This window comes from uncultured Fibrella sp. (assembly GCF_964250085.1).
Classification (GTDB): Bacteria; Bacteroidota; Bacteroidia; order Cytophagales; family Spirosomataceae; genus Fibrella.
The window spans coordinates 176,683-197,977 of the sequence record NZ_CAXUEC010000008.1; the positions used below are offsets into that span (position 1 = coordinate 176,683).

At 53.1% G+C, this 21,295-nt stretch carries 21 protein-coding genes; 15 read left to right on the forward strand and 6 right to left on the reverse strand.

Going from position 1 to position 21,295, the window contains the following annotated elements; all coding sequences use genetic code 11:
* Positions 1-41 precede the first annotated feature (41 nt).
* The 5 genes from ACFE8Q_RS22265 (at position 42) to ACFE8Q_RS22285 (ending at position 3,499) form a co-directional block, all read left to right on the forward strand.
* Positions 42-1,079 carry a sensor histidine kinase gene (locus ACFE8Q_RS22265; protein ID WP_375447655.1) on the forward strand — a complete coding sequence of 346 codons (1,038 nt, stop codon included), beginning with the start codon at positions 42-44 and terminating at the stop codon, positions 1,077-1,079.
* 94 nt (positions 1,080-1,173) lie between these two features.
* Positions 1,174-1,896, forward strand: coding sequence for an RluA family pseudouridine synthase (locus tag ACFE8Q_RS22270; RefSeq protein WP_375447656.1), 723 nt, complete (start codon positions 1,174-1,176; stop codon positions 1,894-1,896).
* A 101-nt stretch (positions 1,897-1,997) separates the two neighbouring features.
* The gene (locus tag ACFE8Q_RS22275; protein ID WP_375447657.1) at positions 1,998-2,303 is read left to right on the forward strand and encodes a Dabb family protein; all 306 of its coding nucleotides are present in this window, start codon (positions 1,998-2,000) and stop codon (positions 2,301-2,303) included.
* A gap of 12 nt (positions 2,304-2,315) precedes the next feature.
* Positions 2,316-2,717: a ketosteroid isomerase-related protein gene (locus ACFE8Q_RS22280; protein ID WP_375447658.1), complete on the forward strand. Its 402-nt coding sequence runs from the start codon at positions 2,316-2,318 to the stop codon at positions 2,715-2,717.
* 197 nt (positions 2,718-2,914) lie between these two features.
* Positions 2,915-3,499, forward strand: coding sequence for a GNAT family N-acetyltransferase (locus tag ACFE8Q_RS22285; protein ID WP_375447659.1), 585 nt, complete (start codon positions 2,915-2,917; stop codon positions 3,497-3,499).
* A gap of 19 nt (positions 3,500-3,518) precedes the next feature.
* On the opposite strand, the gene ACFE8Q_RS22290 is transcribed toward ACFE8Q_RS22285, so the two are convergent.
* Entirely contained in the window at positions 3,519-5,165 is a 1,647-nt protein-coding gene (locus ACFE8Q_RS22290) for an ArnT family glycosyltransferase (RefSeq protein WP_375447660.1), read from the reverse strand.
* Between the two features lie 79 nt (positions 5,166-5,244).
* Positions 5,245-5,775, reverse strand: a complete 531-nt coding sequence (hpt, locus tag ACFE8Q_RS22295; protein WP_375447661.1) for a hypoxanthine phosphoribosyltransferase — start codon at positions 5,773-5,775, stop codon at positions 5,245-5,247.
* 130 nt (positions 5,776-5,905) lie between these two features.
* Between hpt and ACFE8Q_RS22300 the strand changes: the two genes are divergently transcribed.
* From ACFE8Q_RS22300 to ACFE8Q_RS22310, 3 genes are all read left to right on the forward strand, one after another.
* Entirely contained in the window at positions 5,906-7,132 is a 1,227-nt protein-coding gene (locus ACFE8Q_RS22300; protein WP_375447662.1) for a tetratricopeptide repeat protein, read from the forward strand.
* Between the two features lie 134 nt (positions 7,133-7,266).
* Positions 7,267-7,620 carry a winged helix-turn-helix domain-containing protein gene (locus tag ACFE8Q_RS22305; protein ID WP_375447663.1) on the forward strand — a complete coding sequence of 118 codons (354 nt, stop codon included), beginning with the start codon at positions 7,267-7,269 and terminating at the stop codon, positions 7,618-7,620.
* A 79-nt stretch (positions 7,621-7,699) separates the two neighbouring features.
* A complete protein-coding gene (locus ACFE8Q_RS22310) occupies positions 7,700-8,410 on the forward strand; it encodes a pirin (RefSeq protein WP_375447664.1) in 711 nt (236 codons plus the stop codon).
* A 66-nt stretch (positions 8,411-8,476) separates the two neighbouring features.
* Here ACFE8Q_RS22310 and ACFE8Q_RS22315 read toward each other — a convergent pair whose 3' ends face one another.
* Positions 8,477-10,735, reverse strand: coding sequence for a TonB-dependent receptor (locus tag ACFE8Q_RS22315; protein WP_375447665.1), 2,259 nt, complete (start codon positions 10,733-10,735; stop codon positions 8,477-8,479).
* Between the two features lie 266 nt (positions 10,736-11,001).
* Here ACFE8Q_RS22315 and ACFE8Q_RS22320 point away from each other — a divergent pair, with 266 nt between their 5' ends.
* Positions 11,002-13,554 carry a TonB-dependent receptor gene (locus ACFE8Q_RS22320; RefSeq protein ID WP_375447666.1) on the forward strand — a complete coding sequence of 851 codons (2,553 nt, stop codon included), beginning with the start codon at positions 11,002-11,004 and terminating at the stop codon, positions 13,552-13,554.
* 10 nt (positions 13,555-13,564) lie between these two features.
* Here ACFE8Q_RS22320 and ACFE8Q_RS22325 read toward each other — a convergent pair whose 3' ends face one another.
* Both ACFE8Q_RS22325 and ACFE8Q_RS22330 read right to left on the reverse strand, forming a co-directional pair.
* On the reverse strand, positions 13,565-14,026 hold the full coding sequence (locus ACFE8Q_RS22325) for an Lrp/AsnC family transcriptional regulator (RefSeq protein ID WP_370725185.1): 462 nt from the start codon (positions 14,024-14,026) through the stop codon (positions 13,565-13,567).
* Positions 14,027-14,201: 175 nt separating this feature from the next.
* Entirely contained in the window at positions 14,202-14,501 is a 300-nt protein-coding gene (locus ACFE8Q_RS22330; protein WP_375447667.1) for a TIGR03643 family protein, read from the reverse strand.
* Positions 14,502-14,558: 57 nt separating this feature from the next.
* Here ACFE8Q_RS22330 and ACFE8Q_RS22335 point away from each other — a divergent pair, with 57 nt between their 5' ends.
* The 4 genes from ACFE8Q_RS22335 to ACFE8Q_RS22350 all read left to right on the forward strand — a co-directional run bounded on the left by ACFE8Q_RS22335 (position 14,559) and on the right by ACFE8Q_RS22350 (position 19,419).
* Positions 14,559-15,380 carry an enoyl-CoA hydratase-related protein gene (locus ACFE8Q_RS22335; RefSeq protein ID WP_375447668.1) on the forward strand — a complete coding sequence of 274 codons (822 nt, stop codon included), beginning with the start codon at positions 14,559-14,561 and terminating at the stop codon, positions 15,378-15,380.
* A 41-nt stretch (positions 15,381-15,421) separates the two neighbouring features.
* Complete coding sequence (mutL, locus tag ACFE8Q_RS22340) at positions 15,422-17,530, forward strand: DNA mismatch repair endonuclease MutL (protein ID WP_375447669.1); 2,109 nt, start codon at positions 15,422-15,424, stop codon at positions 17,528-17,530.
* Positions 17,531-17,617: 87 nt separating this feature from the next.
* A complete protein-coding gene (locus tag ACFE8Q_RS22345) occupies positions 17,618-18,406 on the forward strand; it encodes a rhomboid family intramembrane serine protease (protein ID WP_375447670.1) in 789 nt (262 codons plus the stop codon).
* Between the two features lie 92 nt (positions 18,407-18,498).
* The gene (locus ACFE8Q_RS22350) at positions 18,499-19,419 is read left to right on the forward strand and encodes a rhomboid family intramembrane serine protease (protein ID WP_375447671.1); all 921 of its coding nucleotides are present in this window, start codon (positions 18,499-18,501) and stop codon (positions 19,417-19,419) included.
* A gap of 22 nt (positions 19,420-19,441) precedes the next feature.
* Here the strand turns inward: ACFE8Q_RS22350 and arfB are convergent, their stop codons facing one another.
* Positions 19,442-19,843, reverse strand: a complete 402-nt coding sequence (gene arfB, locus ACFE8Q_RS22355; protein ID WP_375447672.1) for an alternative ribosome rescue aminoacyl-tRNA hydrolase ArfB — start codon at positions 19,841-19,843, stop codon at positions 19,442-19,444.
* Between the two features lie 121 nt (positions 19,844-19,964).
* Here arfB and ACFE8Q_RS22360 point away from each other — a divergent pair, with 121 nt between their 5' ends.
* Together ACFE8Q_RS22360 and ACFE8Q_RS22365 are read left to right on the forward strand one after the other, a co-directional pair.
* Positions 19,965-20,252 carry a hypothetical protein gene (locus ACFE8Q_RS22360; RefSeq protein WP_375447673.1) on the forward strand — a complete coding sequence of 96 codons (288 nt, stop codon included), beginning with the start codon at positions 19,965-19,967 and terminating at the stop codon, positions 20,250-20,252.
* 71 nt (positions 20,253-20,323) lie between these two features.
* Positions 20,324-21,259 (forward strand): hypothetical protein, encoded by a 936-nt coding sequence (locus ACFE8Q_RS22365; protein WP_375447674.1) that lies wholly within the window; start codon positions 20,324-20,326, stop codon positions 21,257-21,259.
* Positions 21,260-21,295 lie beyond the last annotated feature (36 nt).

The following is a 21,295-nucleotide window of genomic DNA, read 5'->3' on the forward strand; positions in this document are numbered from 1 at the left end:
TGTCACTCGTTCACTCATTTGCTCTTTCACTCTTTAATCATATGTCTCTTTCTCCCCGGTTTATTGCCCTGATTTTGGCTTCGCTTATTGCGGGACTTACCATGGCGTTTTTGGCGTTTGTGCCGGGCACCAACGGGAACATGCTGTTTGTAGCAGGTACGTCGTCGTTCCTGCTGTCGTTTTTCCTGGTACTCTACACCATTGATATTCTGGTGTACCGCGAGATCACCAAGCTATACGAAGCCATTCGGAAACTGAAAGTGCGCGACTTCTCTATCTCGCGAAAATCCATTCTTAAAACCGGTAATCCGTTTAAAAAACTCAACGACGAAATCTTCGTTTACGTCGCCCGCAAGCAGAAAGAGATTGATGAGTTGAAAAAGATGGAGCAGTTTCGGCGCGAATTTCTGGCCGACGTGTCGCACGAGCTGAAGACGCCCATTTTTGCCGCACAGGGCTTTATTCATACCCTGATCGACGGGGCGGTAGACGATGAGTTTGTGCGGGATAAATTTCTGGCCAAAGCCGCCCGTTCCCTCGATGGGCTCGATGCCCTGGTGCAGGATCTGGTGGCCCTCTCGCAACTGGAAACCGGTGAGCTGAAGATGCACTTCGACCGGGTCGATATTCGCCAGATCATCGACGATATTTTCGAGCAACTGGAAAGCGTTGCCAATGCGCGTCAGACAACGCTTAAAATCAAGACGTTGTACCTTGGCTCTGTTTGGGTAAAGGCTGATAAACAGCGCATTACGCAGGTGATGACCAACCTGATCCAGAATGCGGTAAAGTATGGCAACGACAAGGGGAAAGTGATTGTTATGCTGGAGGAAGACGGGAAAAAGCATATTCAGATCACCGTAAAAGACGATGGCCCCGGTATTCCCCCCGAACACCTGAGCCGGATTTTCGAGCGCTTTTACCGGGTCGAAAAAAGCCGCTCGAAAGAGCAGGGCGGAACCGGCCTTGGCCTCGCCATTGTGAAGCATATTCTGAACGCTCACAAAACAAAGATTACCGTAACCAGCCGCCTCGAAAAAGGCACCGAATTCAGGTTCAAGCTGGATAAGGAACTGTAGGGACCCACCCATAACGTAACGCGGACTTCAGTCCGCATTTGCACACAAAAAATGCAGACTGAAGTCCGCGTTACGTTATGTGTACCTTTGTAGTATGAAACTGAATTTCTCAGACCTCATCCTGTTTGAGGACAACGATTATATAGTCATCAACAAACCGCCTTACGTAGCAGCGTTGGATGAACGTACCCCTGATCGGTCGGGGCAGAGCATCCTACGCCTGGCGAAAGCCTACAGCGACGATGCGCAACTGGCGCATCGGCTCGACAAGGAAACGTCGGGGGCACTGGCCATTGCCAAGAACCCGGAGGCGTATCGGCACCTGGCCATGCAGTTTGAACACCGTGAAGTGACCAAGCGCTACCATGCCGTAACGAATGGAGTGCATAATCTGGAAGGCATTTCGGTGTTTCTGCCCATTGCGCCCAGCCGCGACGGAACCTACGTGAAGATTGACCGGGAGAAAGGCAAAGTGGCCGAAACGATTTTCAACACGCTACGCGCCTACCGAAACACAACGCTGGTCGAATGCATGCCTATTACGGGTCGGATGCACCAGATTCGCGTTCACCTGCAATGCCTGAAAGCGCCCATCGTCAGCGACGCTACCTACGGCGGCAAACCCGTCTACCTCTCGCAGATCAAGCGTGATTTCAACCTGAAAATGGATACCGACGAGCAACCGCTGATTCAGCGCGTAGCCCTGCACGCCCATTCGCTGACCTTCACCCAACTGAACGGCGAACCACTCACCGTTGAAGCGCCCTATCCGAAAGATTTCGGCGCGCTGGTGAAACAACTGGAGAAAAATCTTTAAAACAATGATCAATTAACCGTTATCAATGGTGCTGCCAAGTCGCCAAATTGCTGATTAGCACCACTGATACTTGATAACTGATCATTGATAACTGAAAAATTATGTTCATTCACTCCGTTTATTTCTGGCTGGCGAGCCCTGAATCCGATGCCGACCGGGCTGCACTGAAGGCTGGTCTGGAAACCCTGCGTGGGGTTGAAACCATTCACGACGTGTCGATTGGGACGCCCGCGCCAACGCGCCGCCCCGTTATTGACCACACCTACGACTTCGCCCTTCTGCTGACGTTTGCCGACGAAGCGGCCCACGACGTGTATCAGACGCACGCCATCCACCTGGCCTTCGTGGATACCTGCAAACACCTCTGGTCGCGGGTGCAGATTTATGATGTAGCAACGAAACAGTAAACTGGAAAAGCCATGACCGCACACGCCATTGTTTCAACCTATTACGCGGCGTTCAACGCGAAAGACTGGACGAAGATGCTTTCGCTGTTGAGTGACGATATCCGGCACGACAGCAACCAGGGCGACACCCAGATTGGCAAGGAAGCGTTTACGAAGTTCCTGCACCATATGGACGATTGCTACGACGAAACGCTCACCGATATGGTGATCCTGACCGAGACAACCGGCACGCGCGTGGCCTGTGAGTTTGTCGTAAATGGAACCTACAAAAAGACCGATGGTGATTTGCCTGCTGCCAAAGGTCAAACCTATGTGTTGCCCGCCGGTTCCTTTCTGGAAGTAGCCAATGGCAAGATCACCCGCGTCACAACCTATTACAACCTGCCTCTCTGGGAATCGCTGGTACTGGGATAATGGTACACAGATTGGGCGAATGAAACGGATTCACGCAGATATTGATGGGTACGCGGATTTAAAGGGGTTAAACGGATATACGCCGATTTTTGGACTTAAGCGGATTCGTAGCCTTAAGCAGAGCAAATTTGTTTTGATCTAAAAATCTGCGGGAATCCGTTTCATCCGCCCAATCTGTGTACCTATTTTAACAGCCTATGACGTTCCGGCACTATATCGGCACAGAAATTCGCGCGGCTTTCGATGGGCTGGCGCAACTGCGGATCGCCGTTTTTCGTGAGTTTCCGTATCTGTATGAAGGCTCTCTGGACTACGAGAAGACGTACCTGAATACCTACGCCGAGTCGGCGCGGGCTATGCTGTTTGCCGTGTATGACGGTGACCGGATGGTGGGTGGCACCACCTGTCTGCCGCTGCCCGATGAAACTGCCGAGGTGCGGGCTCCATTTATCCGGCAAGGCTATGATCTGAGTACGGTCTTCTATTTTGGCGAAAGCTTACTGTTACCCGCGTATCGGGGGCACGGCCTGGGCCATCGCTTTTTCGACGAACGGGAAGCGCATGTCCGTACCTTCGAAACGTACCTGACCACGACGTTCTGCGCTGTACAACGTCCGCTTGACCATCCGCTACGCCCTGCCCAATATCGACCGCTCGATGCTTTCTGGCAGCAGCGCGGCTACCACCTCGATCCGGCTTTACAAACCACGTTCAACTGGCCCGACCTGGGCGAAACGGACGATTCCGCGAAAGTGATGCAGTTCTGGACGCGGAAGCTTTAAAAGAGGCTATACCGTCGGCTTATTTCCGTTCAAAAATCACGTATCCGTTTTCTTCGTTTACTACCCGCAGGTTTGGGTTGGCCCGGTAGTCGTTGGCGCTGGTGATTTTGGTGATCAGGTACGTTGGTTTGTCAACGGGACCATTGATCAGGTACGTTTCCTGCTTGGTCAAGGGGTTCACCGGAGGCTGTTTTCGGAAGTAGAACAGTTGAGCGTAACTCTTGTAGCCAATCGGTTCGGCATATGCGTTTTTCCCCTGCTTCGACTCATAAAAACGAACGACTGTTCCCTGAACATATTCCTCGATCTTTGGAACAACGACGCTCAGGTAGAGCCATAAACAAACGGCGGTCGACATGAATAATGCCCAAACGGAGCCGGGAAGGCCGTTTGCGGGTAGGAGCCGTCGCCGTTGTATCACACCGGCCAGCACTACGATAGCCGTGACCAGTACCGCCAGGTACGTTGCCCCGATGATCCACTCCCAGCCACCCCACGTAACATTGGCCTGCAAGTTAGCAACGGCAAACGGGTCGTTGATGTACGGAATAAGTGTGGTCTTGAACTGCCCAACAACGGGCAGCAGCGTGAGCAACGTACCCAGCATCCCACCGATAAACAGCAGACCGACCGTCAGCCAGCGTGGCCAGGTGACACGACCCGTCAGCAGGTCATGCAGGTGGCGGGCGGCCAGATACGAAACCGGGAACCAAGCCATGCTGGAGTAATGCACGATTTTGGTTTTCACAATGGAAAACAGGATCATAACAACCCAAAACAGCACCACCATCCACAGCCGGAAATCGCGCGGGTCACGGTCGGAAATCAGGTAGCGAATGGCGAAGATGGAGAGTGGAAAACAGCCAACGAGCACCACCACGAAATGGTAATAAAATGGCTGTCCGTGACCAGCGTCGGGCGTGCTGAAGAGGCGGATCTGATACGTGATAAACTCTTCCAGAAACCACGGTCCGTTGCGGATGATCTCTAGCCCAAACCAGAGCGACGCTACGCCCAGCGCTACAGCTACGGCCAGTAGTGCGTGCGACAGGCGCAAAACTGGCCTAAACCGGTTTGCGGACCAAACGATAACAAACGTCAGCCCCGCCAGCAACGCACCCACGGGTCCTTTGGTGAGCACGGCAAGCCCGACAAACAAGCCTGCAACCGCTATTTTCTGCACCGCGCCAATCTTGCCATATCGCTGAACGGCTTCGTAGGTATAGCAAACGCCCAGAAAGATGAACAGGTTAAACGTGGGGTCGATAATGCCCGTTTTGAAATACAGATGCGGCGTGAGCGCACCGAGGTAACCCAGCGCCCACAACAACCCGAACTGGGAACCATGCAAGCGTTTTCCGACGAAAAAGAAGGTCAGTAGCGTTACGATGCCAATCAATGCGTTGGGAAGCCGGGCGGCGTATTCGCCCACACCCAGCCAGTTCATGGCTGTGGCCTGGAGCCAGAAAAAGAGCGGCGGTTTTTCCCAGAACGGCTCAAAATTGATCTGCACGCGGGCATAGTTACCCGTCACCAGCATCTCCCGCGCCGACTCGGCGAAATTGATCTCGTCCCAGTCGAACAGATGAACGCGCCCCAGGAACGGCAGGAAGAAAAAGGCACCCAGGGCCAGAATCAGAAGGGGATAGTAGCGCGGAGCAGGCATAGGGGTTTGCTGCCCTCACCCCCGGCCCCTTCCAACGTGGGCGGTCCGCCGCTGCGGGAGGGGCCGGAGGTGAGGGGTTTTATGATTTCAGGGCAAAAATATCTTTCGTGTTGCGGCCAAGGCCGTCATAATCGAGGCCGTAGCCGACAACGAACTGGTTTTCTATTTCGAAGCCTACGTAGGCCAGGTCGACCTTCGTTTTCAGGGCGGCGGGCTTGAACAGCAGCGTGGCGATGGCGATGGAAGCAGGTTCTTTTTCGGCCAGTTGCTGGCATACGTGCGCAATGGTAACGCCCGTATCCACGATGTCTTCCACCACAATCAGGTCGCGGCCGGTGATGGCTTCGGTCAGGCCCAGAATCTCCCTGACTTTGCCTGTCGAGGCAGTTTTTTCGTAAGAGGCCACGCGGATAAACGTAATCTCACAGTCGATGGTCAGGTTCTTAAGCAGGTCGGCGGTGAAGAGAACGGCACCGTTCAGTACACCGACGATCAGGGGGCAGCGACCGGCATAATCGTGGTTAATCTGGTCGGCCAGTTCAGAAATGCGTTCCTGAAGCGTGTCACGGCCAATGAAAGGAACGAACGTTTTATCGAGTACAGTCAGCATGCGATCAAAGGTACGGCAGAAAATGAACGTCTGTTAAACGGATATGTTCGTACATACGTTGTATAGGCGCAACCCGCAGTGACCACCCTCGGTGCTACTGCTAAAGGCTCTGCCAGAGACTATTTACACTATGTTGGTACGCATTCAGTTATTCTTCGTTTCGCTCCTTTTGCTGGCAGCCACCACCGCCAGGGCGCAACTTTATTCATCGGCCGACTTCGATAAAAAATACGACGGACTGTTGCATCATCCGGGCGTGCAGATCGAGTCGGCGGAGGCGATCAATAACATGTATAACTACAAGTTTGCGCTGGCCGACAAGGAATTTCGCTGGTTGCGGCTTCGGTACCCCAGCCACCCAATGCCCTATTTTCTGATGGGTATGGCCGAGTGGTGGAAAATTGTGCCCAACACCGATGTAGAAGACTACGACAACCGCTGCCTGGCCCTGATGGATACGACCGTTACGCTGGCGGAAGAACTGTATGATAAGAGCGAAAACAAGAGCGAGCCTGCCTTTTTTCTGGCGGCAGCTTACTCGTTTAAAGCCCGCATTTATTCGGAACGGAAAAAGTGGACCAAGGCTACATTTGCGGGTAAAAACGCGCTGAAATACTTCGAGCAGTGCAAGGGCAAAGGCGATCTGATGCCCGAACTCATGTTTGGCGATGGCCTGTATAACTACTATGCCAAGTGGATTCCCGAAAACTATGCGTTGCTCAAACCGATTCTGATGTTCTTTCCGAAAGGAAATAAAGAGCAGGGAATCAAGGAGTTGGAGAAGACAGCCAACAATGCGTTCTACACGCGGGTGGAGGCCCGGTATTTCCTGTTGCAGATCTACAGCATGGAAAATCAGTACGACAAGGCCTATGACATGTCAAAATTCATGACCGAGCAATACCCCGACAATCCGTTTTTCGAGCGGTACTATGCCCGGTCGGCGTTTGTGAAAGGCCGACTGAATGAAGCCGAGAGCGCGTCGAAAGATATATTGTCGAAAATTGCGGCGGGTAAAGATGGCTACGAGGGCGTCAGTGGCCGGACAGCGGCGTATATTCTGGCCTACATCAACCAGAATTTTTACCGGAATACGGCGGAAGCCAAGAAGTACTACCAGCAGTCGATCGATTTTGCGCTGGCAACAAACTCAAAGAATGCGGGTTACTACTGGTCGTCGCTACTGGGGTTGGGCCGCATTGCCGATGCGGAGAAAAACTACGATCAGGCCCGGGCGTATTATACCGAAGTTATGAACAGTGCCGAGCATAAATCGGCGCAGTATATTGAGGCCAAAAAGGCAGTAAAAGACGGCAAAGAGTCGCGCCGCGAAGAACGCCGGAAACGCCGTGAATAGGGAAACGTTAGTAGCTTCGCGGCAATTGGCTGTGCCGCCATTCGTAGTCAGTAGTTTCGTGTCATTCGTCGCTGCAATCAATGACCACAAATGACGGTGCAGCCAACTGACGCGAAGCTACTTGACAGTTCATTATGAAAAACCTCCGTATAAACGGCCGAATCTGGCTTGAGGCTACGTCTGAAGGCGAAACGGAGCGATTTCTGGGCATCGGCCGGATGGAATTGCTGGGCCATATTCAACAGACGGGGTCTATCAACAAAGCCGCCAAAGCCATGCGCATGTCGTATAAGCGGGCCTGGGAACTGGTGCAATCCATGAACAAACTGGCCGACACGCCACTGGTTATTACCCAAACGGGTGGCGAAAAAGGTGGCGGTGCCGTAGTTACGCCGGCAGGTGTAAAATACCTCGCCCAGTACCAGGCACTTCAGGTACGTTTCCAGCAATTCCTGACCGACGAACTGGCGAAGTTTTCGGCGGTATAGCCGTCAGGTACGTTACTCAGTCCTGCAACGGAACCTGAGCTTCTGGTCGTATTACCATCAGCTAGTCAACATAACGTGCATGACAAATACGCAGGTGCAGGCGCAAATCTTTCTGGCCGATCAACGAGGCAGCTCAGAAACTGACTTCTTTCGCAGTTATCACACGGTTAATTTCGATTCATATGTGGCTGAAGGCCGGGAGCCATTTGGTGCGTTATGGCTGCTAAACGACGATACGTTGCGGCCCGGTGCCAGCCTGACGATGCAGGCAGAGCAGCCCGTGCAGGTGGTGCTGATGCCCATCATAGGCGGGCTGGAGTATGCCGTTGATGGAGCCACGCACTTTCTGAAGCCGGGGCAGGTGGGAGTATTGTCGCTGGCGTCGGGGATGAACTACAGCGTCATCAACCCATATCCGTCTGAACTGATCAACTGCCTGCAACTCTGGCTGACTATGCCTGAAATTGGTTCGTTCCCTACAGTTAGCCAGATCAACTTCGACCTGTCCACGCCAAATACGTTACAGCCCTTCCTAAGCAACGTACCTGGCCCAGATCCTGCCGGGTTCATCGGCCGATTTGCCGGGCGGGAAGAAGGAACGTACCCAATCGGCCCATTAGCGGAAGGGGAGGTCAAGCGCATGTTCGTTTTCGTATTACAAGGCGCATTTGAAGTCGCCAACCGGCTGCTCCACGAAAAAGACGGCCTTGCCCTGACCTATCAGCAAGAAGCGGTGCTCGAGTTTGAAGCCCTTTCCAATGAGGCAATACTCATAGTGTTAAGCTGCTGATGTGTTAGTGTGTGTTGCCTAAGCCATGCACAGCGTCAGCAACGTACCCAGCGGCAACATGTGCCTTTACCAGAAATACGTATAGTTCAGTCGGGCGAAGAAGGGCGTGCCGGGGGTAAAATGAATTTCGGTGACGGGAGCGGCTTCCCCTTTCAGGCGGCTTTCGGTGGCAAACTGCGTTTCTTTCCAGCGCACGTCGAACAGGTTCTGCACCGACAGCCCCAGCGTGTAGTGCTTCTTGCCATAATTGAGTTGAAGATCGTTCACGAAATACCCGTTCGCTACGATCGAGTTGTCTTCATTGGCTGGTCGGTCGGCCATGTAGCGGTAACGTAGCGAGCCACTCAGGCCCGAATTAGTTTGCAGCGACAAACCACCCGTCGACGTGAAAACGGGAGCCAGTGGCAGGTAGTTCTGGCCTGTTTCAGCGTCAATCGCGCGGGGGCGGGCGGTGTTCAAGTCCAGATCGGCGTAGAGGTGTGGCGTGAGCTGATACCGCGCCGACAGGTCGATGCCTATCCGGCGCGACCGGCCGCTGGGTTCCACAACGCCTTCGTCGCCCACATACACAAACTCCTGCTGGAGCCACAGGTACCAGGCTGCCGCGTTGATCAGCAGCTTTGGAAAAGGCTTCATCATAACGCCCAAATCAGAGCCGTAAGCGGTCGGCAGAATCTCACGTCCCTGCTGCGCCACCACCACCCGGGCGTCGTTGGAATGGAATCCCCGGCCCGTGTTCAGGTAAAATTGCCACATCGGGCTGGCCGTGTAATACAGGTTCAGTTTGGGCGACAGAATGCCCTGCATGGCCTGTCTGGTAATTGGCGCGGCTGTCAGGCGGTCGGTGTATTGGCTTCGGAAAAAATCATAACGTACCCCCGCATTGACCGTGAACCGGCTCGATAGCTGCACCAGTTCGTCGGTATAGAGTGCGGCGTTGAGTTCGTTTACATCGCCGAATTGAATGCGGTTGATCGTTTCGGTTCGGTTTACGGTATGCGATAGCTCCGTCCCATTCGTGATGTCTTGCCGGTACTGGGCGCCCAGCGTAGTGGTCCATTCGCTTTTGCCCAGCGTGGTCTGGGTGGAATAACTGCCGTTGTAGCCAAACAGATTCCGACGTTCCCTTTGCCGTATCTGGTCGCCATTTACGGTGTCTTCCTTGAAAAAAGTGAAGTTGGAATACAACTCGAAGTTATAGTTGCTGTAGAACAACTGTTGCTTGATGACGTGGTTGCGCGGCGTAACCGTTACCAACTGGACATTGGCGTTGGTACGGCCGGTTTCGCCGCCTTCGGTGGGGTCAACCGAGCCGAAAAAGTCGGTTAGCCCCGAAGCCACGGCCCGGTCGGGAATTTGGCCCGAGTGGTTCCATTTGCTCCAGAACGTTGATCCTGTGATGGTTAACTGCGTGTTCGGTGCTACGTGACCGTGGTACTTTCCCGTCAGGTTGAACCGGTTGAACCGCTGCGGATTATCGAAGTACGAATCGGTGTACGAATATTCCGACGCGATATAGGCCGACTGATTGTTGGTCTTCCCCCGGTTGCCCAGCAAGTCCACGCCCGCTACCGCCCGATAGGTGCCGTACTGCCCAACTTCGAGCTTGGCAAATGAGCGGTCAAGTACGGTGCGGGTCCGAAAATCGACCCAGCCAGCCGTTGCCAGATTGCCTTTATCGGTCTGGTAAGGTCCCTTCTTGAAGTCGACGCCTTCGACTAGCTCCGGGATTACGAAATGCAGGTCGGCGTACCCCTGTCCGTGCGCGTGCGACACCATATTGACGGGCATACCGTCTACCGTCAGGCGAATGTCGGTGCCGTGGTCGAGGTCGAAACCGCGCAGGAAAATCTGCTCGGCCTTGCCACCACCCGCATGTTGCCCAATAAACAGGCCCGGAACAAGGCGTAGGATTTCCTGCGAGTTGGTAATCGGCCGGAGCTTGATATCCAGGCTGCTGATCAGTTGCTGGTCGTGCGCCCGGCTGGCCGACACGGTTACTTCCCCGAGTTGAACAGAAGCCACCAGCAAGTGAGTCTGAACAGCCGTAACATGGTCATTCTGAACAACCGCCGTGACACTCTGGGGAGCATAGCCAAGGTGCGACAGTTCGATCCGATACGGGGCGGCGGGCAAGTTGGCAAACCGGTATTGCCCCAGTTCATTCGTCACAGCGGCCCTGCCCATGCCCCACAACCGAACATTGACACCCTTGATCGGCAAGCCCGTTGCATGGTCAGAAACGGTACCGACAAGGCTTCCCTGGTGGGCCAATGCAGACTGGCTAATCAGGAACAAGCCAAAAAGAAGTAATAGATAACGCATAAATCGCCGTGCTGGATACCAAATATACGGGGCTGACCTGTTTTAGAGCTACAAATGGTATGCTGTCCATTTACGCTTCTGACATGGGTGTGGTCAAGTCAGGGTTGCCGCTTCTTTGTTCCGTGGCCAGATACGTCCTCCTGGGAACAGGCCGCAACCGAGCGGCCCGCGCTACGCCGATGCGTAACATTTTTCGCGAATCACCAGGTCGTTATTTTTGCCGGAACATAACGACCGTTATATTTCGTCAGAAATAACGATGGCGTATGAAACAGCTTTTCATGCTGATGTTTTTAACGGGGCAAGTTGCGTTGGCAGGTACGTTGCCCGATAGTACAATTACTCCTAAGGATTCACTCCGTAAAATTCAACTGAACGATCTGGTTGTTACGGCTTCCCGCGTGTCTGAAAGCCTGCTGAAATCGCCGGTGAGCATCGACTTGCTCGATGCCCGGCAGATCAGACTGTCGGCGCAACCGTCGTATTTTGATGCTATCGAAAACATGAAGGGGGTTCAGTTGCTCACCTCCAGCCTGGGCTTCAAGGTTTACAACACCCGTGGATTTGCTAACCCCACCAACGTTCGGTTTGTGCAACTGGTAGATGGCATGGACAACCAGGCACCGCATATTGGCGCACCCATCGCCAATGCACTCGCCCCGTCGGACCTTGATATTCAGCGTGTTGAACTTGTGCCCGGTGCATCGTCGGCGTTATATGGCTTAAACGCGCTTAACGGGCTAGTGCAACTGATTACCAAAGATCCGTTCACCTCGCAGGGGTTGAGTTTCAGCCAGAAAACGGGGGTAAACCACGTGAATGACCCCCTGATTTCGGCTAAAGCTTACAGCGAAACCAGCCTGCGCTACGCCCATGCGTTTGGAACCCGGTTTGCCATAAAAGTGAACCTGACCTACCAGCGCGGGTATGACTGGATCGCCAACGACAGAACAGACCTGAACCCCAACGCCAACACCTCGCTTGGACTAACGGGCGGCGATAATCCGGGTCGTGATCTGGTGAACAACTACGGTGACGAATCGGCCAACCGACGAACGCTGACGCTCGGCAGTAAGAAATACGTGGTGGCGCGTACGGGCTACACCGAGTTTGAAACCGCCGACCTCACGTTGAACAACCTGCGCGGCGACGCGGCTATTTCCTGGCGGCCAAAACCGAACCTGACTATTTCATACAACTACAAAGCCGCTACACTCGACAACGTGTATCAACGAACCAACCGGTTCCGGCTCGACAACTACCGACTCGATCAACACGGACTGACGCTGGCGTCTCCGTCGGTGCATATCCGGGCGTATCGCACCCACGAAAACACGGGCGATTCGTACAACATCCGGTCGATGGCCGAGAACATCGACAAGTCGTTTAAGTCGGATAACCAATGGTTTACTGATTTTACGAACCAGTTTCTGGCCAGTTCGCAGGCGGGGCAGGCTGTACCCAACGCGTTACAAACGGCCCGTACCACTGCCGATCAGGGACGGCCACAACCTGGCTCTGCGGCCTTCAATGACCAGATTGCCAAACTACGCGACATCAACAACTGGGATATCGGCGCGGCGTTGCGGGTGCAGTCGTGGCTCTACCATGCCGAGGGGCAAGTTGAACCGACGCAGGCTGCCTGGGCTGGATTCCGCAAAAAAACGGGGATCAGCCTGCTGGCCGGACTAGACTACCGGCAGTATGTCGTTTTCCCGGATGGCAACTATTTCATCAATCCAGACGGGTCAGACCAGAACCTGATCTATTATAAAACCGGTGGTTTTGTGCAGGCGTCGCGGGCGTTTATCAACGAAAAACTCAAACTGACGGGTTCACTCCGGGTCGATAAAAACCGCTACTTCGACGCCCGCCTGAATCCGCGCATCTCGGCGGTTTACTCGCCCGTTGACCAGCATAATTTTCGGGCGTCGTACCAAACGGGCTATCGGTTTCCGTCGTTGTTCGAGGCATTTTCCAATGTCAATTCGGGAGGGGTGAAGCGGGTGGGTGGCCTGAAAGTGATGTCGCAGGGGATTTTTGAAAGTTCGTACTTGCGCACCTCGATCGATGCGTTTCAGGCCGCGATCAACACCGACGTGAATACCAATAAACTGACGACGAATCAAGCGATCGAGAAGAACAAAGGCTTGCTGAAACCCAATACATATACGTACCTGCAGCCCGAACAGGTAAACAGTATTGAGCTGGGATACAAGGGGTTACTACTCGCCAACCGACTCTATGTCGACGTTGATTTTTACTATAATGTGTACACTAATTTCATCGCCCAGGTAGAAGCCAACGTACCCAGAAGCACCATTGCCGATTCCATTCCCTACTACCTCTCTGACCGGAACAGGCAGGATCGCTACCGTTTATGGACCAACTCGAAGACGCGGGTGTATAACTATGGGTCGAGCATAGGTGTGCGATACTCGGCGGGGCGTAACTGGGTATTCTCGGGCAATGCCTCACTGGCGCGCCTCGACCGTACCGATCAGGGCGATGGGCTGGAGGAGGCGTTCAACACACCGCGATGGATCACCAACGTGGGTATCGGCAATCCGGCGGTGTGGCGAAGCCTGGGGTTTTCGGTCAACTATAAATACCAGAGCTCGTTTCTGTGGCAATCGTCATTGGCGACGGGCACGGTTCCTGCTATCAACACCTTCGACACGCAGATTAGCTATGTCTTGCCTAAACCGAATCTGTCGGTGAAATTTGGCGGCACTAACCTCCTGAATCGGCCGTATACCACATTCACCGCTGGCCCATCCGTCGGCGGGTTTTATTACGTCACGGTGGTGATCAATTAATAGTAATTGATCATGGAATTGGCATCACTTTGCTTTCCTTGAAGGTTGAGAGAATAACCATCGACTGGGTGCTGGCTACTTCTTCGATCTCGTTGATGATTTCGAGCATCAACTTCTGGTACGAGGCAATGTCGTGCGAGATCACTTTCAGCAGAAAATCACCGGAGCCCGTAATGTGGTGACATTCGATGATTTCGGGGATTTCGTCGACGCGGGCGACGAATGAATCGGTAACCATTTTTTTATGGCCCACGAGGTTGACCATCACGAAGGTAGTTACGCCAAGGCCTACTTTTTCACGGTCAAGCTGAGCGTGGTAGCTTTGGATAATGCCCGACGTCTCTAGCTTTTTAACACGTTCGAGGGTTGGAGCGGGGGAGAGACCAATCTCTTTGGAGAGTTGCGCATTGGTGATCTTAGCGTTAGATTGAAGAATATCTAGAACCTTGCGGTCGATCTGGTCGAGTTTCATTAGCGACAGGGTTTGCCTTTAGAGAGTTTCGTTTTTGGTCATGCAAAGCTACAGACACAAACGAATTTATTCTAAAATCATGCCGCTTTTGTGCGTTATTATAAAATAAAAATTTGGTTAATGGCAAATTAACCGCATAATATTGGGAAGAGAATCGTCTAATTTTTTCGTCAAATTATCGCTTTGACAGTTTGTTGCCCGTAATGATACGCTGGCTTTTAGACCGGAAACGCGGATCGCTCTCTTCATCGAATAGGGGCGATTTAGCCGTATGCTTGGTTTTTCGGCCCTGCACCCTGGCCCGCCACATCCGAAACGACGAAGCCTTCATTTCCTGGCGCATCACCTCGATCACCTGCTGTTCACTTAAGCCAAACTGGGTTGTAATGGCATCGAAAGGCGTTCGATCTTCCCAGGCCATCTCAACCACACGGTCGAGGTCAATTTGAGTAAGGATAGGCTGATTTGTGTTCATACCTTAATAAACCACAATCAGGGCCATTGAGTTAAGCAAACACGCAACACCAGCCGCATGTACTACTACACCCCCGACCAAACCACCGATTTGCTAACCCGCTCGTTACGCTACCTCCGCGTTGACCAGACCGACCACGTATTGACACTCACGCTGAATCGGCCGGAGAAGAAAAACGCCCTGAATCCGCCACTCCTTGCCGAACTGGCCTTTGCTTTAAGCTACGCCCGGCATACCGGTGATGTGTGGGTGGTGGTGCTGGCGGCCGCAGGCGACGTGTTTTGTGCGGGCATGGATCTGAAAGCGCTGGCGTCGGGTGATACCGAACCGCTGAACGTACCTGAACCAGCCGGACCGGTGCGGATAGGCGAGCTCATGGCAGGTTTACACAAGCCCTGTATTGTGCAGATTCAGGGGCCGGTGTATGCGGGTGGCTTTTTGCTGGTGGGCGGGGCAGCCTATGCCGTTGCCGCCGACACGGCCACGTTTTCGCTGCCTGAAGTAAAGCGCGGGTTGTTTCCGTTTCAGGTGCTGGCCGTGCTGCTCGATCTGATGCCTGCCCGGAAAGCACTCGATTTGTGTCTGCGCGGAAAGACCCTCAATGCCAGTGAGGCAATGGCCACCGGGTTGCTAACCCATGTGGTGGCTTCAGACGAGGTTGGTAACACAGTTGCCGAACTGGTGCAGGAACTGAAACAGGTATCTCCCACGGCTCTGCGTTTCGGTCTGGCTGCGTACCAATCGCTGAAAAATACGCCCCCAGATCAGCAGCAGGCCTTTTTACACGACCAGTTCACCCAAATTCAGCAGACCGCCGATGCGCGGGAAGGCATGGCGGCTTTCCTCGAAAAACGTTCGCCAAACTGGCAGAATCAATAGCCATCGGGAGACTATTTTTGTGGTTTGCCTGTTGTCTTTTTATGCAGAATATCATCCAGCTTTTACCCGATTCGATTGCCAACCAGATTGCGGCTGGTGAGGTCGTGCAACGCCCGGCTTCGGTGGTGAAAGAATTACTGGAGAATGCCGTCGATGCGGGTGCCAAATCGGTGCAACTCGTGGTGCGCGACGCCGGCCGAACGCTGGTACAAGTGATCGACGATGGAAAAGGCATGACCGAAACCGACGCCCGGATGAGTTTCGAGCGCCACGCCACCTCCAAAATTCGTACCTCCGACGATCTGTTCAAGATTCGGACGATGGGTTTTCGGGGCGAGGCGCTGGCGTCGATCGCGGCCGTGGCACAGGTGGAAATGCGCACCCGCCGCGCCGACGATGAACTGGGTACGTTGGTGCGTATCGAAGGGTCAGACATAAAAGCGCAGGAAGCCGTGTCGTGTTTGCCGGGCACCAACCTGCTGGTAAAGAATCTGTTCTTCAACGTACCTGCCCGGCGCAACTTCCTGAAGTCGAATTCGGTAGAAATGCGCCACATCATCGATGAGTTTCAGCGGGTGGCGCTGGCAAACCCGGAAGTGGGCTTTTCCCTGTTTCACAATGATCAGGAGGTGTTCAATCTGGTGGCTGGAAAACTGAGCCGCCGCATTGTCGACATGTTCGGCAAGGGCTACCGCGAGCAACTGGCTTCCTGCGACGAAGAAACGCCTTATGTGTCGGTGCACGGCTACATCGGCAAACCGGAGTCGGCCAAGAAGACGCGGAATGAGCAGTATTTCTTTGTCAACAACCGGTATATCAAACATAACTACCTGCACCATGCGGTAGTCGGGGCCTACGAAGGAACAATCCCGGACGGTCACCATCCATTCTACGTGCTGTTTATCGAGATCGACCCGTCACATATCGATATCAACATTCACCCGACTAAAACCGAGATCAAGTTCGACGACGAACGGTCGATTTACGCCATCGTGATGGCGGCCGTTCGGAAGGCAATCGGGGTGTATAACCTGTCGCCTTCGCTTGATTTTGAGCTGGACGTTAATTTTCTGGATGGTCGCGGAAGTGGCGGAGGTAGCGACGCCATCGGTAAGCATTTTGCTCCCGGTGCTCGAACGGCGTCGGGTGGGGGAGATGCCCCGCTACCCAATGCGCGGCCTATTTCACCCGCATGGAGTAAAACGCCCGGACAGCCGTCGGCCGATCGGGGTGCCGACAATCGGCCACCCGTTCCGGCGCACCACGAAGCCCCTAAAAAGGTGACGCACCAAAACTGGCAGGCCCTTTTTGAGGCTAGAAAAACGGAAACCCCGACGAGTACCAAACCCGTTGGCGATGAAGTGAGCTGGCTCGATACTGTACCGGGTCAACCCAGGGTTGCGAGTACACAACCAGCAGAACAACCTGCAACGGCCAGCGATGCGGCATCTTCGGAGTCTCCGGGTACGTTGCCCTCGGTGCAGCCTAGCGAAACTACATTCCAATCGTTCGTCGACGCGCCCGTTACGATGGGGAGCCGCGCCAACCGGATTGCCGACACGACCGAACGACTTTCTGATGAAGTAGAGACGGCCGTCATTCAGGTGAAAAACCGGTATTTATTAACAACGGTGAAGTCGGGCCTGCTACTGATTGATCAGCGGGCCGCTTATGAGCGAATTCTGTACGATCAGTTTCACACGGCGTTGACCAAGCGTAATGGTGCCTCGCAGCAATTGCTGTTTCCTAAAACGGTTTCCGTTTCGGCCGTCGATTATCAGTTGGCGCTCGATTTACGCACGGAGCTGGAAAGTGTGGGTTTTCAGTTCGACGAACTGGGTGCACACACCTTTGTGATTCGGGGCGTGCCCGCCCAAACGGCCGACGAGCGCGAAGAAGAATTATTTGCCAACCTGCTGGCGCAACTTCGCGAGGACACGGGTCGTATGAAGTTAGACCGGTCAGAGGCGCTAGCCCGGTCGCTGGCGCGGCGGTCGTCGGCACGGCATCAGAAACCGCTGAGCCAGACAGAACGGCGCGCTTTAGTCGATCAGTTATTTGCGTCGGCGAATCCCAGTTATACGCCCGGTGGCGAATCAATCACGTCGTTATTATCCCTCGATAAACTGTCGGGGCTTTTAAAGGGTTAAGTTACTAACCTCGTTTGTGACTATATCGGTTGTCTTCGTCCTATCGTTACAAACCGCTAAACTCGCAGCCGATCAACCATTAGTCTAATGTTTAACATTACGCCTACAGTCCGTTTGTTGCTGATTATCAATGTTGGTGTGTTTTTTGTGACATCCACGTTGAGCGCGGCAGTTGTTGACCGTTTTGCGCTGCATTCCGTTTTATCCGATCAGTTTAGCCCAATTCAGGTGATTACTCATCTGTTCATGCATGCCGGATTTGGGCACTTGTTCAGCAACATGCTGGGGCTGATCATATTTGGGCCTATGCTGGAGAATGTATGGGGGCCGCGGCGTTTTTTTACGTTTTACCTGCTTACAGGGCTAGGCGCTGCCGCGTTGTATCTCGGTGTCAACTACTACGAAACGGCGGCGCTGGTCGACGGATTCAATGCATATCGGGTAAATCCGAGCAACGGCGAGTTTTTGGGGTTCATCAATCAATACGCTCCCTCAATATATGATCCGTTGGAGCCTTTTATTCAGAAGTTTGACGCCGACAAGGCAAATCCAGCGTATATTGAGCAGGGTGTACGTTATTTGGCCGGGTACGTCAGCGAGCACGTTGACACGCCTATGGTGGGCGCGTCCGGGGCAATTTTTGGGGTAATAATGGCGTTTGGCCTATTGTTCCCGAATACGGAACTCTATCTGCTATTTATACCCTTTCCTATCAAAGCGAAGTACTTAGTAGGTGCCTATGCGATCTGGGAAGTATATTCTGGTATCTATAGAGCGCAGTCTGATAACGTAGCTCACTTTGCCCACATCGGCGGAATGCTTTTTGCGTATATCATTATTAAGTATTGGGAGTCTCAACGGAAAACATTTTACTAAAAAAAGAAGTAAGACAGTAGACGCGGGCTATTAACCATATAGACTTCCAACTTCTTATTTCATTTGTCTCACATCGATTAATCAGGTGTACAATGAGCGGACTACTAGACGATTTTAAGTCCGAATTCAACAAGCCTAACAACACGTTGGTGCAGTTGATTTTGATCAATACAGTCATTTTCCTGACTGTCATTCTTGTGTTGGTAGTCACGCGGCTATCTGGCCAACCGGCTGCCTATCAGTGGGTACTCGATCAACTGATGATGCCGTGGTCGCCGATGGCGCTCATCAAAAAGCCGTGGACTGTTCTGACCTATGCCTTCACTCACGCCGACCCGTTCCATATTCTCTGGAATATGATCTTTCTGTACTGGTTCGGTCGGCTGATCGAAGAGTATCTGGGTAGCCGCCGGTTGGTAGGGTTATACATTTTGGGTGCTTTGGGCGGTGGCCTATGCTACTTTGCCAGTTACAATCTGATTCCTTATTTCAGTACGCAGGTTGGTGGCCAAGCGTTGCTGGGCGCTTCGGGCGCGGCGCTTTCGGTGGCCGTAGGGGCCGCTACCTTGCTGCCAAACTACACGTTTCATCTGCTGTTTATCGGGCCGGTGCGGATCAAATACATCGTATTGTTCTTCGTCGTACTTTCCTTCTTCAACTCAGTGGGTAGCAATGCCGGTGGTAATCTGGCTCATCTGGGCGGCGCACTAATCGGCTTTAGCTACATCAAATTATTGCAGGCTGGCAGTGATTTAGGTCGACCCATCTACTGGCTGATGGACCGTTGGAGCGGGCTGTTCCGGGCCAAGCCGCCCGTTAAGGTATCGCAAAGGCAACGAAGCGCGCAGGCAACTGCCAGTGCGTATGTGTCGGTAGGCAGTTCAAGCACTACGCCGTCAATGCCCGACCAGGACGAAGTCGACGCCATTCTGGATAAGATCGGTCGTTCCGGTTACGAAAGTCTCACTCGCGAAGAAAAGCAAAAGCTATTCCGAGCCAGCCAGAAGGGATAACTAGACGTCTAAAGTCCCAGTTTCACTCATCAACTCGCCGCCGCGCTGATTTTATATCGGCGCGGCGCTTTTTTTGGTCAAGCCTTTCGGCAATGGCGGCTTTGCTGGGCTTACTGGCCTTGCGGGGCTTTTGCACCTCGAACGCCTTTGCAATGAGCCTGTCAAATTTTTTGATGACTTTTTCCTTATTTGCTAGCTGGGTACGTTCCGTCTGGTGTGTCAATACCAGTTCGCCTTCGTTCGTGAGTTTGTTGGCTAGTTTGTCGGTTAGCTGGGTACGTTGCTCGTCGGTTAGCAGGGCGGAGTCACGCACCGAAAAGCGGAGTTCAGCTTTGGTGGCTACTTTATTCACATTTTGTCCACCGGCACCACCGCTACGGGCAAACTGAAACGTGAGTTCTGAATGTAGAGACGTAGGGTTCATTTGCTCTGTTTACCGCGTTAAATTACTGTTAATGAAAAGAATAATTATGTAAGAAAGTCGTTCATTGTGTAAAATTGCTTAGGTTTAAATCCGACTTTCAAACTACTAACTACTTGTTATAATGAAGATCCGTTTTATTGCCGCTGTACTTGTTGCCACCTGTATCTCAGTTGGTGCATTTGCACAGACAGAAAAGCCTCGTCTGACTAAAGAGGAGCGTGTTGCCCGCAGGGAAGAGGTGAAGGCAAAGTTAGCCGCAATGACTCCCGAAGAGCGTAAAGCGTTCAAAGAAACGCAACGCGAGAAGATGAAAGAGAAAATGGCCAACATGACTCCTGATCAGCGCGAAAAAGTGAAGGAGCGGCTTCAGGCTCAGCGTGAGCGGCATCAGGCTAAAAAGAACGGCTAATCAACCAGGCCAGTAGTAAGAGCAACAGCGCCCGGCCAGTAGGCTGGGCGTTGCTGGTTTAACCATCTTCTATGGGAAATCGTATACATTTATTGTGTCTGCTATTCGTTTTGCTGAGTGTTAGAAGCTGGTCTGCCTGCTTTCCAGCCGATTCTATCCAACCCAGTGCGCCCGTTTCGGGTTCGGCAGCCAGGGCAGAAATTAACGTGCGGGTAAACTACACCAGTAGGGCAGTTTTCTCGGGCCGGGAATTTGGCGTTCGCGAGTGGATGAGTACACCAAGTATCACATACTACGCAAAGTCTGGCTTTTATGCTGATGTATCCGGCTACTATTTCAGTCAGAGTATACCTCACTATGAACTAACGGCTTTGTCGGCGGGCTATCTGGGTATTGTAAGCGACCGCGTTACAGTATCAGGTGAACTTGGCCGGACGTTTTTGAGCCAGGCCAGCCAGCAAAATCTGTTGCCCTATAGTGGTAACCTGTCGATGAGTTACCTGGTTAACCCGGTTTTCTCGGCCAATGCTGATTACTACCTGATGTTTGGCAATGCAACAGCTCATCGGGCCCGGTTGTCAGTATCTGCATTTGTCTCCAAAAAGATTGCCAGTTCAGCCGTTGGTCTCAGACGGATTAGTTGTATTCCAGCTTTGACCGTCATTTTTGGCACAGAAACATCAGCTTACAACGTGTATCAGCCTGCTGTTACCGCCACTACTGCACTGACGGCAGCCACCACGGCGGCCGAACGTCGGTTACTGCGTATTCAGCAACGACTGCAGGCCAAGAAGAAGGGTGCCGTTATCACAACAACGGAGGCTTCTACCGACAAATTCGGGCTGATGGCTATAGATCTGACCGTGCCGCTACGGGCCACCTTCACCGGCTTTCGGCTTGGCTTGACCAACCACCTTGTGAAGCCATTCAAAGTGTATGCCGATGAGGACCTCCCAACCAACCCGATCTATTACGCCGATGTCAGCCTAACTTGGGTGATTAAGTGACTGGTTAATTGGTTGATTAGGTAATTGCTAACGCGC

Excerpts from the sequence above, each read along its gene's own strand:
- ACFE8Q_RS22265 (WP_375447655.1), top strand. The coding sequence starts at position 42 with ATGTCTCTTTCTCCCCGGTTTATTGCCCTGATTTTGGCTTCGCTTATT.
- ACFE8Q_RS22270 (WP_375447656.1), top strand. The coding sequence starts at position 1,174 with ATGAAACTGAATTTCTCAGACCTCATCCTGTTTGAGGACAACGATTAT.
- ACFE8Q_RS22275 (WP_375447657.1), top strand. The coding sequence starts at position 1,998 with ATGTTCATTCACTCCGTTTATTTCTGGCTGGCGAGCCCTGAATCCGAT.
- ACFE8Q_RS22280 (WP_375447658.1), top strand. The coding sequence starts at position 2,316 with ATGACCGCACACGCCATTGTTTCAACCTATTACGCGGCGTTCAACGCG.
- ACFE8Q_RS22285 (WP_375447659.1), top strand. The coding sequence starts at position 2,915 with ATGACGTTCCGGCACTATATCGGCACAGAAATTCGCGCGGCTTTCGAT.
- ACFE8Q_RS22290 (WP_375447660.1), bottom strand. The coding sequence starts at position 5,165 with ATGCCTGCTCCGCGCTACTATCCCCTTCTGATTCTGGCCCTGGGTGCC.
- hpt (WP_375447661.1), bottom strand. The coding sequence starts at position 5,775 with ATGCTGACTGTACTCGATAAAACGTTCGTTCCTTTCATTGGCCGTGAC.
- ACFE8Q_RS22300 (WP_375447662.1), top strand. The coding sequence starts at position 5,906 with ATGTTGGTACGCATTCAGTTATTCTTCGTTTCGCTCCTTTTGCTGGCA.
- ACFE8Q_RS22305 (WP_375447663.1), top strand. The coding sequence starts at position 7,267 with ATGAAAAACCTCCGTATAAACGGCCGAATCTGGCTTGAGGCTACGTCT.
- ACFE8Q_RS22310 (WP_375447664.1), top strand. The coding sequence starts at position 7,700 with ATGACAAATACGCAGGTGCAGGCGCAAATCTTTCTGGCCGATCAACGA.
- ACFE8Q_RS22315 (WP_375447665.1), bottom strand. The coding sequence starts at position 10,735 with ATGCGTTATCTATTACTTCTTTTTGGCTTGTTCCTGATTAGCCAGTCT.
- ACFE8Q_RS22320 (WP_375447666.1), top strand. The coding sequence starts at position 11,002 with ATGAAACAGCTTTTCATGCTGATGTTTTTAACGGGGCAAGTTGCGTTG.
- ACFE8Q_RS22325 (WP_370725185.1), bottom strand. The coding sequence starts at position 14,026 with ATGAAACTCGACCAGATCGACCGCAAGGTTCTAGATATTCTTCAATCT.
- ACFE8Q_RS22330 (WP_375447667.1), bottom strand. The coding sequence starts at position 14,501 with ATGAACACAAATCAGCCTATCCTTACTCAAATTGACCTCGACCGTGTG.
- ACFE8Q_RS22335 (WP_375447668.1), top strand. The coding sequence starts at position 14,559 with ATGTACTACTACACCCCCGACCAAACCACCGATTTGCTAACCCGCTCG.
- mutL (WP_375447669.1), top strand. The coding sequence starts at position 15,422 with ATGCAGAATATCATCCAGCTTTTACCCGATTCGATTGCCAACCAGATT.
- ACFE8Q_RS22345 (WP_375447670.1), top strand. The coding sequence starts at position 17,618 with ATGTTTAACATTACGCCTACAGTCCGTTTGTTGCTGATTATCAATGTT.
- ACFE8Q_RS22350 (WP_375447671.1), top strand. The coding sequence starts at position 18,499 with ATGAGCGGACTACTAGACGATTTTAAGTCCGAATTCAACAAGCCTAAC.
- arfB (WP_375447672.1), bottom strand. The coding sequence starts at position 19,843 with ATGAACCCTACGTCTCTACATTCAGAACTCACGTTTCAGTTTGCCCGT.
- ACFE8Q_RS22360 (WP_375447673.1), top strand. The coding sequence starts at position 19,965 with ATGAAGATCCGTTTTATTGCCGCTGTACTTGTTGCCACCTGTATCTCA.
- ACFE8Q_RS22365 (WP_375447674.1), top strand. The coding sequence starts at position 20,324 with ATGGGAAATCGTATACATTTATTGTGTCTGCTATTCGTTTTGCTGAGT.